The organism is Wenzhouxiangella marina, assembly GCF_001187785.1.
Taxonomy (GTDB): Bacteria; Pseudomonadota; Gammaproteobacteria; order Xanthomonadales; family Wenzhouxiangellaceae; genus Wenzhouxiangella; species Wenzhouxiangella marina.
In genome coordinates this window covers 2322349-2340681 of record NZ_CP012154.1, presented here as the reverse complement: position 1 = coordinate 2340681, position 18333 = coordinate 2322349, and the positions used below count along the sequence as shown (strand labels likewise).

Here is an 18333-nt window from a genome sequence, read left to right as displayed (position 1 = left end):
GATCAGCGGCTCAGCTGGCGCCCATGGAAGCGCAGGTGTTCGTCGATGAAGCTGGCGATGAAGAAATAGCTGTGATCGTAGCCGGGCTGGCGTCGCAGCGTCAGCTCCACCCGCGCGTCCTCGCAGGCGGCTTCCAGGGCTTCGGGCCGGAGCTGGCCGTCGTGCAGGAAATTGTCCGCGTCGCCCTGATCGACCAGTAGCGCGAAGTCGCAGCCCTGCGAGCGGATCAGCTCGCAGGCATCCCATGCCTTCCAGGTCTCGCGGTCCTCGCCCAGGTAAGCGCTGAAGGCCTTATCGCCCCAGGGGCAGGCACTCGGGTTCGCGATCGGCGCGAAGGCCGACACGGAACGGTACAGTTCGGGTCGCTTGAGCGCACAGATCAGGGCGCCGTGACCGCCCATGGAGTGCCCGCTGATCGAACGCACGCCGTTCAGGGGCAGGGCGGCTTCGAGCAGGGAGGGCAGCTCCCGGGTCACGTAGTCGAACATGCGGTAATGCGCGGACCAGGGCTCGCGGCTGGCGTTCACATAGAAGCCGGCGCCCGAGCCGAAGTCCCAGCTGTCGTGCTCGCCCGGAAGATCGGTGCCCCGGGGACTCGTGTCGGGGCAGACGATGGCCAGTCCCAGTTCGGCGGCCAGGCGGTGGGCCCCGGCCTTCTGCATGAAGTTCTCGTCCGTGCAGGTCAGGCCGGATAGCCACCACAAGGCCGGGACGGGACCGTGCTCGGCCGCCGGCGGCAGGTAGACCGCCAGTTCCATGTCGCAGTCCAGGGTCCCGGATCGATGGCCGTAGCGGCGATGCCAGCCGCCGAAGCTTCGCTGGGCGGACAGTTCACGCAGGGACTCGCTCATGGCCAGGCTCACTTGTAGTGCAGGACGGTGCGGATGGACTGGCCGGCATGGAGCAGATCGAAGGCCTCGTTGATCCTTTCGAAGGGCATCTCGTGGGTCACGAACTCGTCGATCTTGAGCTTGCCGTCCATGTAGCGTTGAACGTAGTCCGGCAGTTCGCTGCGGCCCTTGACGCCGCCGAAGGCCGAACCGCGCCAGACGCGCCCGGTCACCAGCTGGAACGGGCGGGTCGAAATCTCCTCGCCGGCACCGGCGACGCCGATGATCACCGACTCGCCCCAGCCCTTGTGGCAGCACTCGAGGGCGGCGCGCATGACCTGGACGTTGCCGATGCACTCGAAGCTGTAGTCCACGCCGCCGTCGGTCAGGTCCACGATCACCTGCTGGATCGGGTCCTCGTAGTCCTTCGGATTGACGACGTCGGTGGCGCCGAACTGTCGGGCCAGCTCGAACTTGTCGGGATTGATGTCGATGGCGATGATCCGTTCGGCGCCGGCCATGACCGCGCCCTGGATCACCGCCAGGCCGATGGCGCCGAGCCCGAACACCGCGACGGTGCTGCCGGCCTCGACCTTGGCCGTGTTCAGGACGGCGCCGATGCCGGTCGTGACCCCGCAGCCGAGCAGGCAGATCTTGTCCAGCGGCGCCGAGGACGAGACCCTGGCCAGGGAGATCTCGGGCAGCACGGTGAACTGGCTGAAGGTGGAGGTGCCCATGTAGTGGTAGAGGGTCTTTCCGTTGTGCGAGAAGCGCGAGCTGCCGTCGGGCATCAGGCCCTGACCCTGGGTGGCGCGGACCGCCTGGCAGAGATTGGTCTTGCCCGAGGTGCAGAACTTGCACGTGCCGCATTCGGCCGTGTAGAGGGGGATGACGTGATCGCCGGGCTCCACGCTGGTCACACCGGCGCCGACTTCGCGGACGATGCCCGCGCCTTCATGGCCCAGGATCGAAGGGAACAGGCCCTCCGGGTCCGCGCCGGAGAGGGTGTAGGCATCGGTGTGGCAGACGCTGGTGGCGACGATCTCGACCAGGACCTCGCCTGCGCGGGGACCGGCGACGTCGACTTCGGTCAGTTCGAGCGGGCGATTCGCCTCGAAGGCGACGGCAGCAATCGATTTCATTGAACGGGTACTCCGTGGGGAATCATGCGATGGCGGCAGTCTAACGCAGGGGCCGTGGTGATCGAGGCGGCGTTGTCAGCGAGCGCGATTTTGTTCACACTCGGGGTTCATACGAACGGGGCGCGGGCCGATCTTCCTCGATGTGGGGAAGGGACGTCCGGCTGGCAACGGCGCAGCAAATGAAGTCGCTCAAGGCGCACTGGCTACCGAGCGGGGCTTCCGGCCTGGCCGCGATGCGTGCCGAGATCGAGCAGGCGTCCTACAGCGTCAAGCTCCAGACCTACATCTTCAACGACGACGATTGTGGTCGACGGATGCGTTCCGCCCTGATCGAGGCCGCCGAGCGCGGCCTGCGCGTGCACCTGCTGGTCGATGCCTTGGGGTCAGTACGACTGCCGGCCGGATTCTTCGATGGCCTCGAGGCGGCCGGGGGCAAGGTTCGCCGCTTCAATCCGCTCAAGGCCGGTCGCCTGGTCTTCCGTAATCACCGCAAGCTGCTGGTCTGCGATCGCGAGCGCGCGATCGTCGGAGGTTTCAACATCGGTGACGAGTACGACGGCGATGGCGTCGAGCACGGCTGGGCGGACCTGGGGCTCGCCCTGAGCGGTCCCCTGGTCGATGCCCTGGCCATGGCCTTCGATCGGATGTACCAGCTGGCCAGCGAACCGCCTCCGCGCCTGGCCCGCCTGCGCGTGGCCCACGAGCGGCGGGTGAAGATGACCGGTCATGGCCATCTGTTGCTGGGCGGGCCGGGGCGCGGGCCGAACCCGCTCAAGGCGTCCCTGATGGACGATCTGTCGCGGGCCCGGTCGATCACCGTGGTCAGCCCCTACTTCCTGCCCCCCTGGCGCCTGCGGCGACGCCTCGTGCAGCGAGCCAGACAGGGCGGGCGGGTCCGACTGCTGTTGCCGGCCAGGAGCGATGTCCAGCTGGCCCTGCACGCCAGCCGTGCTCTGTATTCCCGCTTGCTGGAGGCCGGCGTCGAGATTCTGGAATACCAGCCGCAGATCCTGCATTCCAAGCTGGTCATCGCCGACCGTCACGTCTACGTGGGCTCGGCGAATTTCAATACGCGCAGCCTGCACATCGACTACGAACTGCTGCTGCGATTGAGTGAGCCCCGCCTTGTGCAGCAGGCCCACGGCCTGGTCGATGCCATGGCCGAAAGGGCCGAAACCATCGACGCGAGGGGCTGGAAGGCTCGGCAGGGCATCTGGCGGCGCCTGCGCCAGCACGTCGCCTATTTTCTGCTCGCACGAGTCGATCCCCTCGTGGCGCGCTGGCTCTGGAGCCGTCAGGCTCAGTAAGCACGCTCCCGATCCACCAGGCCGAGCGGTGCCTCGCCACGCTGGACGCGTCGATAGCTTTCGAGCATCAGCTCGGCCACTTCGCGCGGCCGGCTGAGCGCCGCGCAGTGCGGGCTGATGCGAATCGAAGGATGCGCCCAGAACGGATGGTCCGGAGGCAGCGGCTCCTGCTCGAAGACATCGAGAACGGCCAGTCCGGGACGCCCCCGATCCAGACCCTCGAGCAGGTCGGCTTCGACCAGATGCTCGCCGCGACCGGCATTGATCAGGACGGCGTCCGGGCGCATCCGAGCGAACAGGTGACGGTCGAGCAGGCCGCGCGTCGCCGGCGTCAACGGTAGCAGGCAGACCAGGAAGTCGACCTGGCCGGCGAGCGTGGCCAGACCGCTCTGACCGTGGTGCATCGACACCCCGTCCGGGCCGCGACCGCTGAGGCTCCAGCCCCGGACATCCGCGCCCAGGCCCTGCAGGGCGCGGGCGGCCGCTTGACCCATGCAGCCCATGCCGAGCAGGCCGACCGTCGGCGGGCGTTCCGGCGCCACGGGAAGCCACTCTCGGGCGGCCTGCTGCTTGCGGATCTGCTCCAGGCCCTGCCAGCAGTGGCTGATCCAGGCAACCAGCCAGAAGGCCATGTCACGGGCCAGTTCCGGCCCGGCGAGGCGCCCGATGGGCAGCCGCGAAGGAAGGTCTGGATCGGAGAGCAGCTGCTCGGCGCCGGCGCCGAGCGAACTGACGGCTTTGAGTGCGGGCAGATGTGCCAGGCTGCCGGCAGGGTGTCGCCAGGTCACGGCGAAGTCGATCTCCGACGGGTCACCGATGTCGGGCCAGCAACGAAGCTCGATGGAGGGGTCGAGGCCGCGGGCGGCCTCGATGATGTCGCTGCAATCGCGCCCTGGCGCCAGGAGCAGGATGGCCATGCGCCGGTCCGGAGCGCGCCGGCTCAGCGTCCCTGGGCCTGCCGGTTGCGCTCGCGGTAGCGTTCGTAGGCGCGGCGTCCTGGATCGCGCATCAGATCGTATTCCGCGCCGGCGATCCAGACCCGTTCGATCCGGGTCATCGGCTCGAGGGGATCGCCGGAGGCGGCAAACAGGCTGGCGCGCTTGCCGACTTCGATCGAGCCGAGTTCATCGCCGAGGCCGAGGATCTGCGCTGGCCACAGGGTCACGCTGCGAAGGGCCGAGAGCTTGTCCAGCCCATGCGCGGCGGCCGTGCCGGCCTGGAAGGGCAGGTTGCGGGCATTGGCCGCATCGTTGCCATCGTCGGAGATCGCGAACTGCACGCCGGCCTCGGCGAGGCGAGCCGCCGCGACGAAGGCCATGTCATAGGGCTCCCAGCGGCGGCTGGGCAGGGCGTAGACGTTCTGCAGGATCACCGGGATGCCGTCCCGTGCCAGGCGCTCGGCCAGGTACTGCACGTCGGGGCTGGTCATGAGCACCAGGTCTTCGAAGCCCTGATCCTGGGCCCAGTCCAGCGCCTTCTCGATCACATCGTAGCGGTTGGCCCGGATGAACAGCGGCTGTTCGCCGCGCAGCAGGGGCGCCAGGGCCTCGAGCTGATCGTTGCGCATCGGCGCCGGTGCCGTTCCGGCACGAGCCGCTTCGCTGGCGCGAAGGTGATGACGGGCCTGATCGAGCACCTGCTCGATGCGAGCCAGGTCTTCGTTGTTCTCGTCATCGACCGCCGCCGGCGGGAACTCCATGTGCATTCCCACCGGGGCCTTGAGGACCATTTCCTCCCAGCTCCAGCCGTCGAGCTCGAGCACTGCCGAGCTGCCCTGGATCAGACCGCCACCGGGCACCACGTGGGCACTCAGGATGCCGCCGGCGACGCTGGCCGGTAGCAGCATCGAGTCGTGATTGAAGGCCACTTCGGCGCGCAGGGCGGCGTTGACCGATCCCATTTCGGCGGTGTCGATGGTGCCGGCCACGCTGTTGATCTCACGCAGGCCCAGCTGGCTGGCCGGATGGACGAAACCGGGGTAGAGATGCAGACCGTCGAGGTCGATGATGCGGGCCCCGGGTGGCGCCACGATATCGCTGCCCACGGCGGTGATGCGCCCATCTTCGATCAGCACCGTGCCGTCGGGGATGGGGTCGCTGGAGACCGGATGAACGGTGGCGCCGGTCAGGGCCAGCACCTCGGCGCTCGCCGGAGCGGCGAGCAGCGTGCTGGCGAGCAGGGTCGCGGCCAGGGTGGCCTGGATCTTAGTGTTCATGAGCATGGCAGAATTCATCGTAGGCAAGTTCGGAGGGGCGGTAGCCGGTCAGGTAGCTGGCGTGCGCCGGGTGTTGCGCAAGCAACTCCGGGGCGTCGTCAGCGTCGGTCGAGGCGCCTTCGTCGCTGTCGCTCGCTTCACCTTCGGCCAGGACCAGGGCCATCAGCTGTTCGCGTTCGGCCGCCAGGGCCTCGCGCATGCGCTGATCGGCTTCACGGTCGAAGTATCGGCGCCCATCGACCCAGGTCTGCTCCACGCGCGAGTAGACCGACAGGGGATGGCCGTTCCAGAGCACCAGATCGGCGTCGAGGCCTTCGGCCAGCCGGCCGGTCCGATCGCCGATGCCCAGCTGACGGGCGGGGTTGGCGGTGATCATCATCAGGGCCTCGTGTTCGTCGACCCCGCCGTAACGCACCGCCTTGGCGGCTTCCAGGTTCATCCGACGGGCCAGCTCGGAATCGTCGGAGTGCAGGCCGGTCAGTACACCGGATTCGTTCATCAGTGCCGGGTTGAAGGCGATGGCGTCCCGCGCCTCGTACTTGAAGGCCCACCAGTCGATGAAGGTCGAGCCACCGACCCCGTGTTCGGCCATCTGGGGTGCGATCTTGTAGCCCTCCAGGACGTGCTGGAAGGTGCGGATCGTGAAGTCGAAGTCCTCGGCGATCCGCATCAGGGCGAGCATTTCGTCGGCCCGGTAGGCGTGGGAGTGGACGTCTCGCTCGCCATTGATGATCTCGGCGATGGCCTCCAGCTCGTGATCGGGGCGGGGCGGGACGCGATCTCGGGCGGCCCGGCCTCGCGGTGCATCGTCCATGGCACGCTGGTAGTCGGCGGCCTGCTGGAACTTCTCGCGGATGATCTGGGCCACGCCCTGACGCGTGCGCGGATAGCGGGGCGTGTCATTGCTCCAGTTGCTCTGCTTGGGGTTCTCGCCGAGTGCGAACTTGATCCCCGGCGGTGCGGTATCGATGACCAGTTCATCCGGTTCCGCGCCCCAGCGCATCTTGATCACGGCCATCTGGCCGCCGATCGCATTGGCCGAGCCGTGCAGGAGGTTGATGGCGGTCACGCCACCGGCCAGCTGGCGGTAGATGTTGATCGATTCAGGGTCGATCACGTCGCGGATGCGCACGTCGGCGGTGCTGATCCGTGAGGCCTCGTTGACCCCGCCGAGGATCGCCGAATGCGAGTGTGCATCGATGATGCCGGGGGTGAGATGCATGCCCGTGGCGTCGATCTCCATCGCGTCTCGGGGTGCACGCAGTTCGCTGCCGATCGCTTCGATGCGACCGTTGCGCACCAGCAGGTCGGTGTTCTCCAGCACGCCGGCCTCGTCCGCGGTCCAGACCGTGGCGTTGCGGAAGACCACGGCGTCGACCTGCTCGGGCTGCGGGCTGTTCCAGGCCTCGATGTCCGGCGTCCACTGCGCGTGGCTCAGGCCACTCCAGAGGCCGAACAGGGCGACGGCGGCGCTCAGTATCGCTTGTCTGATCATCACAGGATCTCCTCGTCCGGGATGCCGGTGCGCTGGCCGCGCACGGTGAATTCTCCATAGGGCCCGTTGCCATTGCCTCGGGCCCGGTCACCGTCGATGGTGATGCGGATCGTGATCGTGCCGCTGCCGCCGAAGCGGCTGGCGTCCATCGAGGCGATCACCTCGTCCCCGCTGACACGAACGTCGGAGAAGGGCGAATCCGAGCCCATCACGTTCAGGCTGCCGCTCATGCCACTGGGTGGGCCGCTCAGCACCATGCCGGCTTCGACATCGCCCATGCTGCCGAGCCCCAGGGTCAGGCTCCAGGTGCCGGCGGGATCGACGGTCGGGGGCTCGAAGGCGGCCAGGACGTGCTCGATGCCGTCGATCCATACCGAGCGGATGCTGGGGGCTTCGACGAGCAGATCGCCCTCGACGAGGATCAGATTGGCCATGTAGCCCTCGGCGATGCGGCCGGCGCGATCGGCCAGACCGAGCCAGGCGGCCGGTTCGGTGGTCAGTGCCGCCAGGGCGCGGTCGGCATCCAGGCCGGCCTCGATGGCCTTGTTCAGGGCGGCGAACAGCTCTTTCGGCTGGCTCAGGCCGTGGGTGGTGAAGCTGACCGGCAGGCCGGCCTCGATGAGGCGCGCCGGATTGCCGGGCGCGGCCTGCCAATGGCGAAGCTCTTCGAGGGAGACGTTGCGATCGCTCGCGTCCTTGACGTCCGGGGCGTCCGGGAAATTCAGCGGCAGGATGTGGCGCACCCCGCGTTCGATCAGGCCGCCGGGTCGCTGGTATTCCTGGCCGTGGCCGACCAGCACCAGGTCGAATTCGCGATCGGCGGTGAATTCGAGGATTCGCAGGCTGTCCGGCATGTCGCCGGCGACGAAGACCATCGGCGTTTCACCGGCCAGGGCGGGTGCGAGGGCATCCAGGCCCTCCAGCCAGTCCGGGCGCGTCTGGGCCGGATTCCGCTGCCAGGCAGCACGCGCCTGGCGCTGCCAGCGCGCGTCGTCCAGGGTCTGGCGAACCAGGGCCACCGAGCCCATCAGGGAGTTGGGAAAGCCCCGGCCGCGCTGCTGCTCGGCAAAGCTCGCGAACTGCGCGAAGCTGGGCTGCAACAGGTTGTGGCTCAGCTCGCCTTCGCCGAGATTGGCGATCAGTCCGCTGCCTCGGAGCAGTCCGTTGCCAGGGGCGAGCAGGGCGCTGGTGAAGCCGGCCTCGCGCAGGGCGGCCAGCTGGTCCTGCGGCCATTCGGCGGCCGACAGCCGCTGGTCGGCGCGAATCAGCGGGTGACGGCCCGCCGGCGGGGTCTCTTCATCCGACTCAGAGTCTTCTTCCTCGACGGAGACCGGCAGATAGCTCTCGATCAGGCCGGGATAGACGGTGATCGGGGCTTGTCCCTCCTGGCGTTCGAACTCGTGGATTCGAGCGTCGGGTGGGGGTTCGATGTCGGGACCGACGGCCTCGATCACCCCATCCCGGATCACCAGGGTGGCGGATTCGAGCACGCGGCCCGGTTCGGTGATGACACGCACGCCGACCAGGGCGTGGGTGTCCGGGCTTGGCTGGCGAAGATCGGTGGCCAGCGCTGAGCTGCAGCACAGCAGGGCAAAAAAGAGCAGGCGCAAGGGGATTCTCCCGGAAAATCGTTTACGGCGCCGTTACTTTAATGGACCTGCCGTGAAGGCTCACCGGCCAGAAGTCATGTTCTTGGTACCGGGCTCAGTCCGAATCGCTGTTCATGCCCGGTTGGGCGAAGAAATAGCCCTGGTAGAAGCGGATGCCGGCGGTCTGCAGCCAGCGGAACTCGTCGGCGGACTCGACGCCCATGGCCATCGGCTCGATGCCCAGGCTGCGGCAGAAGGCGATCGCCGCCATGGCCGTGGCCTGCGCTGTTCGGCGTTCGTGGATGTGCTCGACCAGGCGGTGATCGAGCTTGATCATGTCGGGTCTGAAGATCGCCAGCGGTCGTAGATCGGCATCGCGTTGGCCGAAATTGTCGGCGAGGGTGCGGAAGCCCGCGCCGCTCAAGGCATCGTGGACCCGTTCGAGCGCCTCCGCTGAACCGATGGCATCGAGATTGCTCAATTCGAAGACGATGCGTTCCGGCTCGACCTTGTGCCTTCGCGTGAGGTGTCGCGTGACCTCGACCACTTCATCGACGTTGCCGGGCTTGATCGACGCGGCGTTGAGGTGCAGATCGGCGTCGATGCCGAACTCCGCGGCGGCCTGGATGGCGCGAACCCGACAGGCCTGATCGAAATCGAAGCGCTCCGCATGACCGATGCGGCTTAGGATCTGGGCCGCCGGTTCCTTGTGGATGCCTCGGACCAGGGCCTCGAAGCCCACGACCTCGAATTCCTGCGCATCGATGATGGTCTGGAAGGCGAAATCGACATCGCCGCCCAGCAGTTGATCGTAGCGGCGCAGGCGATCGTAGATGTCGAAGTTGACGGTCTTGCCGGTCGCGTCGTTCATGAAGCTCCCCTTGCCCTTTTGCCAGTCGACCCGGGTCGGGCCCAGCGTGGATAGTAGCGCCTGGGGCGGCTCGAGGAAAGCGAGCCGCCCCGGCGCTGGGAGTGCCTCAGTTGTCCGTGGCGCGCCGTCGGAACCAGATGGCGGCGAAGAGCAGGGCCGCGGCAACGACGAGCCCGATCCACATCTCCGGTTTGGCCAGGTGGGTCAGCAGGTTGCCGAAGCTCATGAACAACTCTTCGTTGAACTCGATGTCCTGCTGCTTGCCGTCGAAGCTGATGTTGATGTTGCCGGGCAGCACGCCGCTGCCGAGGCGCTTGAGGATCATCAGCCCGAAGTTGCTTCCCGGCAGGCTGAAACTCGTAGCCAGGGACCAGCTGTGCTGGATCAGGGCGACGCCGGCCGGGATGCCGAAGGCGATCAGGATCGGCAGGCGCGGCGCCCAGGAAGAGCAGAAGGCCAGCCAGGCGTAGATCGGCAGCAGCCACAGGGCCTGCACGATCAGCCCCAGGGCCATCACGGTCCACAGTCGCGGCAGGCTGGCCGGCAGCCAGAAGGTCGTGAAGGGGTTGACGCCGGCGAACAGGCCGAAGACGCTGGCCATGATCAACAGCAGCAGGTGCGTCAGGATGATCGCGGCCAGGAACATGGCCGGCACCAGCAGGCAGGCGGTCAGGATCTTCGAGGTGACCGTCAAGCCGTCCGAGACCGGCAGCGATTTCCAGAACAGGATCGAGCGGTCGCGCCGGTCGTCGTACAGGCAGCCGGACAGATAGAAAAGGATCACCAGCAGCATCAGCTGGAAGAACAGGGTCGACACCGAAAACAGGGCGCCCGTCACGGCCAGCCGTTGCTCTGCGGCGTCGCGTTCGGCGAACAGCCGCAGTGCGTCGATGGTAAACGCCAGATCGGCATCCAGGCGTGAGCCGACGATCAGCGTGAATACCGCCAGGAAGACGATGAAACCGCCGACTGCCAGGGGGGTCCATTTGAAAGCGACCGGGCTTTCCCAGAGCTCACGGCGCATCAGGGCCCAGAGGGTTTTGACCGTATGCGAGTTCATGCCGCGTCCTCCTGGCCCCAAGCGCCTTCTTCATCGCCCATCAGGGCCACGAAGAGGTCGGCCACGCTGGGCTTGTGGATTTCCCCCAACTCTCTCAGCCGAACACTGTCTGCGCGGTCGAAGAGCAGGATATGGCGTCCGAACAGGACGCGTTCATGCAGGGGGCCGAGCTGGCGGGCCTCGTCGACCCGGTCGGCCTTCACCATCACTTCCGTGTAGCGCTCGTGGATATCGTCCATGGTGCTGTTGAGGACCAGCTTGCCGTCCTTGATGAAGATCAGGTCCGTCAGGATGTGCTCGACTTCTTCCACCTGGTGGGTGGTGATCACGATCGTGCGCTCTTCATCGAAATACTCGTTCAGGAGGTTCGAGTAGAAGCGCTTGCGGAACAGGATGTCGAGGCCCAGCGTCGGTTCGTCGAGGACGAGGAGTTTGGCGTCGATGGCCATGACCAGGGCCAGATGGAGCTGCACGACCATGCCCTTGGAGAGGGCCTTGACCTTGGCATCCATCTTGATCTTGGTGTTGTTCAGGTAATACATGCAGCGCTCGCGGGAGAAGCGCGGATGCAGATCCTCGGTCAGCTGGATGATGTGCTTCACGCGGGCCCAGCGAGGCAGCACCGCGACGTCGGCGATGAAGCAGACGTCCTGCATCAGGCGGTCGCGGGAGTGCGAGGGGTCCAGTCCCAGCACCTCCAGCTCGCCGTCGTAGCGGCCCAGCCCCAGGATGGCCTTGAGGGCCGTCGTCTTGCCGGCGCCGTTGGGGCCGATCAGGCCCACGATGCGGCCAGACGGAATGTCCAGGTCGATGCCGTCCAGCGCGCGTGTCTTGCCGAAGCTTCGGCTCAGGTTTCGTGCTCGAATGGTGGAAGTCATGATGCCTTTTCGTCCCTCTTCGCAGGTGCCTCGATCAAGTCATGCAGGCTCAGGCCCAGTTGTTCGATTCTTGCGGCCAGTCGCGGCCACTCTTCGGTCAGGAATTTCTCGCGCTCGGTGGCGAGCAGTTGTTCGCGCGCACCCTCGCGGACGAACATGCCCACGCCACGCCGCTTGTCGACCAGCTGATCGTCGACCAGGGACTGGTAGGCCTTGGAGACGGTCAGGGGGTTGATCTGGAAGTCGACGGCGACCTGGCGAACCGACGGCAGGGGCTGGCCCTCGGGCAGGGTGCCGTCCAGAATGGCAGCCACGGTCTTTTCCCGCAGCTGCCAGTAGATCGGCTGGTTGTCGTCCCAGTGCGCGCTCATCGACGAGGATCTATCGCGGCAGCCCGAAGAAACTCAGCAGACCGCCGGGACTCGCGCTCGACGTCGAGCTGCCTGTTGGCCGTGCATCGTTGCCCGGCTTGCGCGTGGCCTCGGCCGCACTGCCACCGCTATCGTGCAGGTTGGCGGCGTGCGCGGCGCTCAACTCGGTGGCCGGCGTCGCATCGATGTCGGCACGGAGGTGCTCCTCGCGTTCGGAGAAGTCCGTTGCAAACGCCAGCACCAGGCAGACAGCGGCGGCAAGGGCAGCCAGTCCGTGCGGCACTTCGAGGGTCTTGCGCTTGACGATGGGGAGCATGGTCGCCTCCGTGTTTGATCGTGTTGGTGTACTAGTCTAGTAAAACACCCATACAGAGTCAAGTGATTTTTGTCGATTCCCTGGCCCGGGCCCTCTGAAGCGGTCGATTCGATCTGCTACCATGAGGCGTTTGAACCATTGCCCCGAGGCGATGGTCCTAGCCTGCGTTCGTAATTTCATTCATCGCTTTACCCAGGAGAAGATTTCTCATGCGTACCCCCCGTTTCATCGCCGCCGCGCTGGTGGCCACCGTCGCGACCGCCCCGGTTCTCGCTCAGGAGCTGGAGTCCGACATGGACCGGCTCAGCTACACCGTGGGCATGGACATCGGCAACTCCCTGTCGGATCAGGGTCTGGAACTGAACCTCGATCTGCTGGTGGAAGCGCTGCGCGCGACCTACAACGGTGAGGAAACCCGGCTGACGCCGGAAGAAGCGCTGGCCGAGCGGGACGCGTTCATGCAGCGTCGCCAGCAGGAGCTGGCCGATCAGCGTGCCCAGGACGCGGCCCGCAACCTGGAAGAAGGCCAGGCCTTTCTGGCGCAGAACCGCGAGCGTGAGGGCGTGATGGAGACCGAATCCGGTCTGCAGTACCGGGTGATCGAAGAAGGCGAGGGCGCCAGCCCGGCAGCCACCGACACGGTCACCGTGCACTACCGCGGCAGCCTGCTCAACGGTACCGAGTTCGACAGCTCCTACAACCGTGGCCAGCCGGCCACCTTCGCCCTCAACCAGGTCATTCCTGGCTGGACCGAAGGCGTTCAGCTGATGTCCGAAGGCGCCAAGTACGAATTCTTCATTCCGTCCGACCTGGCCTACGGTGAGCAGGGGCGTCCGGGTCCGATCGGCCCGAATTCGACGCTGATCTTCGAAGTCGAGTTGATCTCGGTCGACAGCGGCGACTGACAAGGGTATCCGCAGATGGGTTCACTGCAGGACGCTCTGCTCAAGGCAGGGCTGGCGGATGAATCCCAGGCCAGAACGCAGCGCCGGGATCGTCCCGGCGCTGCGCGTTCCGGGCCGGGGAACGCCAAGGGTCGGCCCGCGAAGCAGTCGCGTGGTCGCAAGTCGTCGGGCAAATCGGGCGGCGCCTCCGACCTCGAGCGGGCCTACAAGGCGCGCGAGCAGGCCGAGAAGCGCGAAAAGGAAGATCGCAAGAAGGCTCGCGTGGCCGCGCAGGAAGCCCGGCGCAAGCGCAACGAGCAGCTCGACGAGCTGGTGCGTGGCAAGACCCTGAATCGCAAGGATGCCGAGGAACCGCGTTACTTCGAGCACCTGGGGCGGATCCGACGCGTGCTGTGCACGCCCGAACAGCGGGCCCAGCTCAACGCGGGCGAAATCGGCGTCGTCAATCTGCGCGGATCCTACCTGCTGATCGATCTGGACACGCTTTCGGCCTATCGTGAGATCGCCGAGGATCTGGTGCCGGATCTCAGCCCCAAGGAGCCGGAAGACGATGGCTCACACTACCCGCCGGTTCCAGACGATCTGATCTGGTAATCCTGCTCAGTCCTCGAGATTGGGGCGCAGCCAGGCTTCCGCCTGTTCCACGGAAATGCCCTTGCGCCGCGCGTAGTCTTCGAGCTGCTCGCGGCTCACTTTGCCGACGACGAAGTACTTGGAGTCCGGGTGGCTGAAGTAGTAGCCGCTGACGGAGGCGGCCGGGTGCATGGCGAAGGATTCGGTCAAGTCGATGCCGATTCGTTCCTTCACGCCCATCAACTCGAACAGCTTTGCTTTCTCGCTGTGGTCCGGGCAGGCCGGATAGCCGGGCGCGGGTCGGATGCCGCGATACTGCTCGCGGATCAGGGCCTCAGGGTCCAGGTCTTCCTCAGGGGCATAGCCCCACAGCTCCCGGCGAACTCGGGCATGCAGGGCTTCAGCCAGGGCTTCGGCCAGGCGATCGGCCAGGGCCTGGAGCAGGATCTGGGCGTAGTCGTCGTTGGCCGGTAGCTTCGAGCGGGCTTCGTCCAGGCCGTGGCCGGTGGTCACGGCAAACAGGCCGATGTGGTCTGCGACGCCGGCAGTGGCCGGGGCCACGAAGTCGGCCAGGCAGTAGTTCGCCGAAGCCTTGTCGGCCTGCTGACGCAGAAAGACCAGGCGTTCGCGTACCTGGTCGCGTGTTTCGTCCGTATACACCAGCACATCGTCGCCCTCGCTGGCGGCCGGCAGCAGGGCGCAGATCGCCTTGGCCGTCAGCCAGCGTTCGCGGACGATCCGATCCAGCATGGCCTGAGCGTCTTCGTAGAGCTGGCTTGCCGCTTCGCCGACGACCTCGTCGTCGAGGATGGCCGGAAAGCGGCCGGCCAGTTCCCAGGTCTGGAAGAAGGGCGTCCAGTCGATGTAGGGCACCAGATCCTCGAGAGGCCAGTCTTCATGGACCGTGAGACCGGTTTGTCGTGGTGCCGCGGGAGCCTGTGCATCCCAGTCACCTCGAAAGGCGCGCTCGCGAGCGCTGGCCAGATCGATCAGGGTCCTGCGCGTATTCCGGTTCGCATGGCGGTCGCGGAAGTCCGCGTAGTCCCGGGCGAGCTGCTCGGCATAGGCGGGTCGATGCGTGGCGCTGGCCAGCTTGCGGACCACGTCGACAGAACGGGACGCGTCCTTCACCCAGCAGACGGGGCCATCGTAGACCGGCTCGATCTTGAGAGCCGTATGCGCTCTCGACGTCGTCGCGCCACCGATAAGCAGCGGCAGATCCATGCCCCGCTTCTGCATGGCCCTGGCGACATTGACCATTTCATCCAGCGAAGGCGTGATCAGGCCGGACAGGCCGATCAGGTCGACGTCTTCCTTGACGGCTTCATCGAGGATCCGATCCGTCGGCACCATCACCCCCAGGTCATGGACGTCGAAGCCGTTGCAGGCCAGGACCACGCCGACGATGTTCTTGCCGATGTCGTGCACATCGCCCTTGACCGTGGCCATCAGCACCTTGCCCTTCTTCTCGCCGGTCTTCTTCTCGCGTTCGAGGTAGGGCACGAGGTGGGCCACGGCCTTCTTCATCACCCGCGCGGACTTGACCACCTGGGGCAGGAACATCTTGCCGTCGCCGAACAGGTCGCCGACGTGGTTCATGCCGTCCATCAGCGGGCCCTCGATGACCTCGAGAGAGCTGGCGTGCGCCTGGCGCGCTTCTTCCGTGTCCTCGATGACGTACTTGTCGATGCCCTTGACGAGCGCGTATTTCAGGCGCTCGGCCACGGGCCTGTCCCGCCAGGCCTCGTCGCGCTCCTGCTTCCTGCCATCGCCCTTGTAGCGATCGGCCGCCTCGAGAAGGCGCTCGGTGGCATCCGGGCGGCGGTTGAGGACCACGTCCTCGACCAGTTCGCGCAGTTCCGGGTCGATGTCGTCATAGACGGCCAGTTGGCCGGCATTGACGATGCCCATGTCCATGCCGGCGCGGGTGGCGTGGTAGAGGAACACCGAGTGCATCGCTTCGCGCACCGGGTTGTTGCCGCGGAAGGAGAAGGACATGTTCGAGACCCCGCCGGACACGTGGCAATCCGGGAAGCGGCGCTTGAGCTCGCGCGTGGCCTCGATGAATTCCACCGAATAGTTGTCGTGCTCGGCCATGCCCGTGGCCACCGGGAAGATGTTCGGGTCGAAGATGATGTCTTCGGGCGGGAAGCCGGCCTCCCGGGTAAGCAGCGCGTGGGCACGCGAAAGGCATTCGACCATGCGCTCGGCACGGTCGGCCTGGCCGGTTTCGTCGAAGGCCATCACGACCACGGCTGCGCCGTAGCGGCGAATCCGTCGGGCCTGTTCGAGGAAGGCCGCTTCGCCCTCCTTGAGGCTGATCGAATTGACCACGCCCTTGCCCTGCAGGCAGCGCAGACCGGCCTCGATGACCTCGAACTTGCTGGAGTCGATCATGACCGGCACGCGAGAGATTTCGGGCTCGGCGGCGATCAGATTGAGAAAGCGGGTCATGGCCTGTTCCGCGTCGAGCAGGCCTTCGTCCATGTTGACGTCGATGATCTGCGCGCCGTTCTCGACCTGCTGCTGGGCGACCTCCACGGCCTCCTCGTAGCGATCTTCGAGGATCAGGCGCTTGAAGATGGCCGAACCGGTGACATTCGTGCGCTCGCCGATATTGATGAAATTGAGCTCGGGCGTGATGACCAGGGGCTCGAGGCCGCTGAGTCGCGTGTAGCGACGTTCGTTGCTGGAAGTCATGGAGTCCGTCAGTCTTCGGTTCGGGCCAGGGCCGTCGGGAACGGGCGGGGCGAATGGCCGGCAACCGCTCGGGCGATGGCGGCCAGGTGCTCCGGGGTGGTGCCGCAGCAGCCGCCGATGATGTTGATCAGGCCATCGCGGGCATAGCGCTCGATCACCTCGGCCATGGCCGCCGGGCTTTCATCGTATTCACCGAACTCATTCGGCAGGCCGGCGTTGGGATGGGCGGAGACCAGGCACTCGGCCACCCGGGCCAGCGCTTCGACGTGGGGCTCGAGCTGATCGGCGCCCAGGGCGCAGTTGAAGCCCACCGCAAGGGGCTGGGCGTGGCAGATCGAGTAATAGAAGGCCTCGGCCGTCTGGCCCGATAGCGTCCGGCCGCTGGCATCGGTAATGGTGCCTGAAATCATCAGCGGCCAGCGTGCCCCACGACGCTCGAACTCATCCTGGACGGCGAAGATGGCGGCCTTGGCGTTGAGCGTATCGAACACGGTCTCGATCATGAGCAGATCCGCACCGCCGTCCAGCAGACCCCGAACCGCTTCCCCATAGGCCTGAGCCAGGGTCTCGAAGTCGACGTTGCGATAGCCGGGGTTGGAAACGTCGGGCGAGATCGACGCCGTCCGGTTCGTCGGGCCGAGGATGCCGACCACGAAGCGTGGTCGTTCGGGATCCCTCCCTTCGAAGTCGCGCGTGCACTCCCTGGCCAGTTCCGCCGCTGCCCGATTGAGTTCCTCGGAGCAGTCTTCGAGTCCGTAATCGGCCTGGCTGATCCGATTGGCATTGAAGGTGTTGGTTTCGATCAGATCGCAGCCGACCTCCAGGAATCGGCGGTGGATGTCGGCGATCAGTTCGGGCCGGGTGAGGACGAGCAGGTCGTTGTTGCCCTGCAGATCCTGGTCGTGGTCGGCGAAGCGCTTGCCACGGTAGTCGGCCTCGGTGAGTCGGGCCTGCTGGATCATGGTGCCCATGGCGCCATCGAGCAGCAGGATGCGCTGTTCGAGGGCCGCGAGCAGTCGATCCACTCGGCTCGGGTCGTGCCAGGGTAGGGTGGTCATGGTTTGCGGGCCAGAAAGGTCAGAATCTTGAAATGCGGCGCTCGCCGTTCGATCGAGGTGATGTCACAGAACTGCACGTCCAGCCCGGCGTCTTCGCACCACTGGCTGATCTGCCGGGCACCGAAGCCTGAATTGACATGCCCATAGGCCTCGACCTCGCTGCGATAACGGTGGCGGTTGAGCGTGGCGCCGAGCAGGCGCCCGCCCTGGTCGAGGACGCGCGCGGCTTCGGCGATGGCCCGTTCGGGGGCATCGCTGTAGGTCAGGGCGTGCAGCATCAGTACCGTGTCGAAGCTGGCCGCCCCGAAAGGCAACTCGTGCATGTCACCGAGGTGGAAGTGGACGTTGTCGAAGGCCTTGATGCGCTGACGACCGGCGTCCACGACGCGTTCCGATAGATCGATGCAGTCGATCCGCTCGGCCTGGGCTGCCAGCAGTTCGCCCATCACGCCGTCGCCGGATGCGATGTCGAGGACGCGGCCGGGCTCGAGCAGGTGGACCAGGGCCCGGGCCGTCGCCTCCCAGGTCCGTCCTGGCGAATAATGGCGTTCCATGTCGCCGGCCACGGCGTCGGGCCAGTTCCGTCCGGCGGCTCGCTGCTGCAGGACGTCGGCGAGATGGTCGCGATCGGCCTGCACGAGCGCATCGTCGAGCTGGCCGCCGATCAGGCGCCAGAAGGCCATCAGATCGGATTGATCCCGCCCGTTCTGGAGACGGTAGTAGACGGACACGCCCTCACGGCGGTCGGCCACCAGGCCGGCCTCACGAAGTCGCGCCAGATGGGTGGACACCCTGGGCTGGGCAAGGCGGGTGATCTGTGCCAGCTCGGCCACGGTCAGCTCCTCGCGCTCCAGTAGCGCCAGGAGTCGAAGACGGGTGGGGTCGCCCAGCAAGCCGCAGTGCCGGCCGATCAGCTCGAGATTGATGGGAAATATCCTTTTATCGCGATCAAGAGATATATGCGTAGCCTAGCGTCTGGCCGCCCGGCAATCAAGGGCGGTGGCGCCGCCGAGGAGGAGCGTG

General features: G+C 66.3%; 15 protein-coding genes and 1 pseudogene. 3 read left to right on the top strand and 13 right to left on the bottom strand.

Features of this window, described 5'->3' with window-relative positions; translation table 11 throughout:
- Positions 1–2 precede the first annotated feature (2 nt).
- Together fghA and WM2015_RS09940 are read right to left on the bottom strand one after the other, a co-directional pair.
- Positions 3–851 carry an S-formylglutathione hydrolase gene (gene fghA, locus WM2015_RS09945; RefSeq protein ID WP_049727049.1) on the bottom strand — a complete coding sequence of 283 codons (849 nt, stop codon included), beginning with the start codon at positions 849–851 and terminating at the stop codon, positions 3–5.
- A gap of 8 nt (positions 852–859) precedes the next feature.
- Positions 860–1972 (bottom strand): S-(hydroxymethyl)glutathione dehydrogenase/class III alcohol dehydrogenase, encoded by a 1113-nt coding sequence (locus WM2015_RS09940; RefSeq protein WP_049725900.1) that lies wholly within the window; start codon positions 1970–1972, stop codon positions 860–862.
- Between the two features lie 179 nt (positions 1973–2151).
- Between WM2015_RS09940 and WM2015_RS09935 the strand changes: the two genes are divergently transcribed.
- A complete protein-coding gene (locus WM2015_RS09935) occupies positions 2152–3279 on the top strand; it encodes a phospholipase D-like domain-containing protein (protein ID WP_169751145.1) in 1128 nt (375 codons plus the stop codon).
- Here the strand turns inward: WM2015_RS09935 and WM2015_RS09930 are convergent.
- The 9 genes from WM2015_RS09930 to WM2015_RS09890 form a co-directional block, all read right to left on the bottom strand.
- Entirely contained in the window at positions 3273–4196 is a 924-nt protein-coding gene (locus WM2015_RS09930; protein WP_049725898.1) for a 2-hydroxyacid dehydrogenase, read from the bottom strand. The genes WM2015_RS09935 and WM2015_RS09930 overlap by 7 nt on opposite strands.
- Positions 4197–4219: 23 nt before the next feature.
- The gene (locus WM2015_RS09925; RefSeq protein ID WP_049725897.1) at positions 4220–5494 is read right to left on the bottom strand and encodes an amidohydrolase family protein; all 1275 of its coding nucleotides are present in this window, start codon (positions 5492–5494) and stop codon (positions 4220–4222) included.
- A complete protein-coding gene (locus tag WM2015_RS09920) occupies positions 5484–6989 on the bottom strand; it encodes an amidohydrolase (protein ID WP_049725896.1) in 1506 nt (501 codons plus the stop codon). Before WM2015_RS09920 ends, WM2015_RS09925 begins: the two co-directional genes overlap by 11 nt.
- Positions 6989–8599: an amidohydrolase family protein gene (locus WM2015_RS09915; RefSeq protein WP_049725895.1), complete on the bottom strand. Its 1611-nt coding sequence runs from the start codon at positions 8597–8599 to the stop codon at positions 6989–6991. Before WM2015_RS09915 ends, WM2015_RS09920 begins: the two co-directional genes overlap by 1 nt.
- Before the next feature lie 94 nt (positions 8600–8693).
- Complete coding sequence (locus tag WM2015_RS09910) at positions 8694–9449, bottom strand: EAL domain-containing protein (RefSeq protein WP_049725894.1); 756 nt, start codon at positions 9447–9449, stop codon at positions 8694–8696.
- Between the two features lie 106 nt (positions 9450–9555).
- Entirely contained in the window at positions 9556–10509 is a 954-nt protein-coding gene (locus WM2015_RS09905) for a hypothetical protein (protein ID WP_049725893.1), read from the bottom strand.
- Positions 10506–11387, bottom strand: a complete 882-nt coding sequence (locus tag WM2015_RS09900) for an ABC transporter ATP-binding protein (protein WP_049725892.1) — start codon at positions 11385–11387, stop codon at positions 10506–10508. The genes WM2015_RS09905 and WM2015_RS09900 overlap by 4 nt, the downstream gene beginning before the upstream one ends.
- Positions 11384–11758, bottom strand: a complete 375-nt coding sequence (locus WM2015_RS09895; protein WP_049725891.1) for a GntR family transcriptional regulator — start codon at positions 11756–11758, stop codon at positions 11384–11386. Before WM2015_RS09895 ends, WM2015_RS09900 begins: the two co-directional genes overlap by 4 nt.
- Positions 11759–11768: 10 nt before the next feature.
- Positions 11769–12074 carry a hypothetical protein gene (locus tag WM2015_RS09890; protein ID WP_049725890.1) on the bottom strand — a complete coding sequence of 102 codons (306 nt, stop codon included), beginning with the start codon at positions 12072–12074 and terminating at the stop codon, positions 11769–11771.
- Positions 12075–12283: 209 nt separating this feature from the next.
- Here WM2015_RS09890 and bamJ point away from each other — a divergent pair, with 209 nt between their 5' ends.
- Both bamJ and WM2015_RS09880 read left to right on the top strand, forming a co-directional pair.
- Complete coding sequence (gene bamJ, locus WM2015_RS09885) at positions 12284–12979, top strand: BamJ family beta-barrel-assembly machinery protein (protein ID WP_082169640.1); 696 nt, start codon at positions 12284–12286, stop codon at positions 12977–12979.
- A 15-nt stretch (positions 12980–12994) separates the two neighbouring features.
- Positions 12995–13573, top strand: coding sequence for a DUF2058 domain-containing protein (locus WM2015_RS09880; RefSeq protein WP_049725889.1), 579 nt, complete (start codon positions 12995–12997; stop codon positions 13571–13573).
- A 6-nt stretch (positions 13574–13579) separates the two neighbouring features.
- On the opposite strand, the pseudogene metH reads toward WM2015_RS09880, so the two are convergent.
- Together metH and WM2015_RS16255 are read right to left on the bottom strand one after the other, a co-directional pair.
- Positions 13580–17310, bottom strand: a pseudogene (metH, locus tag WM2015_RS09875) (methionine synthase).
- Positions 17307–18203, bottom strand: coding sequence for an ArsR/SmtB family transcription factor (locus WM2015_RS16255; RefSeq protein WP_245609756.1), 897 nt, complete (start codon positions 18201–18203; stop codon positions 17307–17309). Before WM2015_RS16255 ends, metH begins: the two are co-directional and overlap by 4 nt.
- Positions 18204–18333 lie beyond the last annotated feature (130 nt).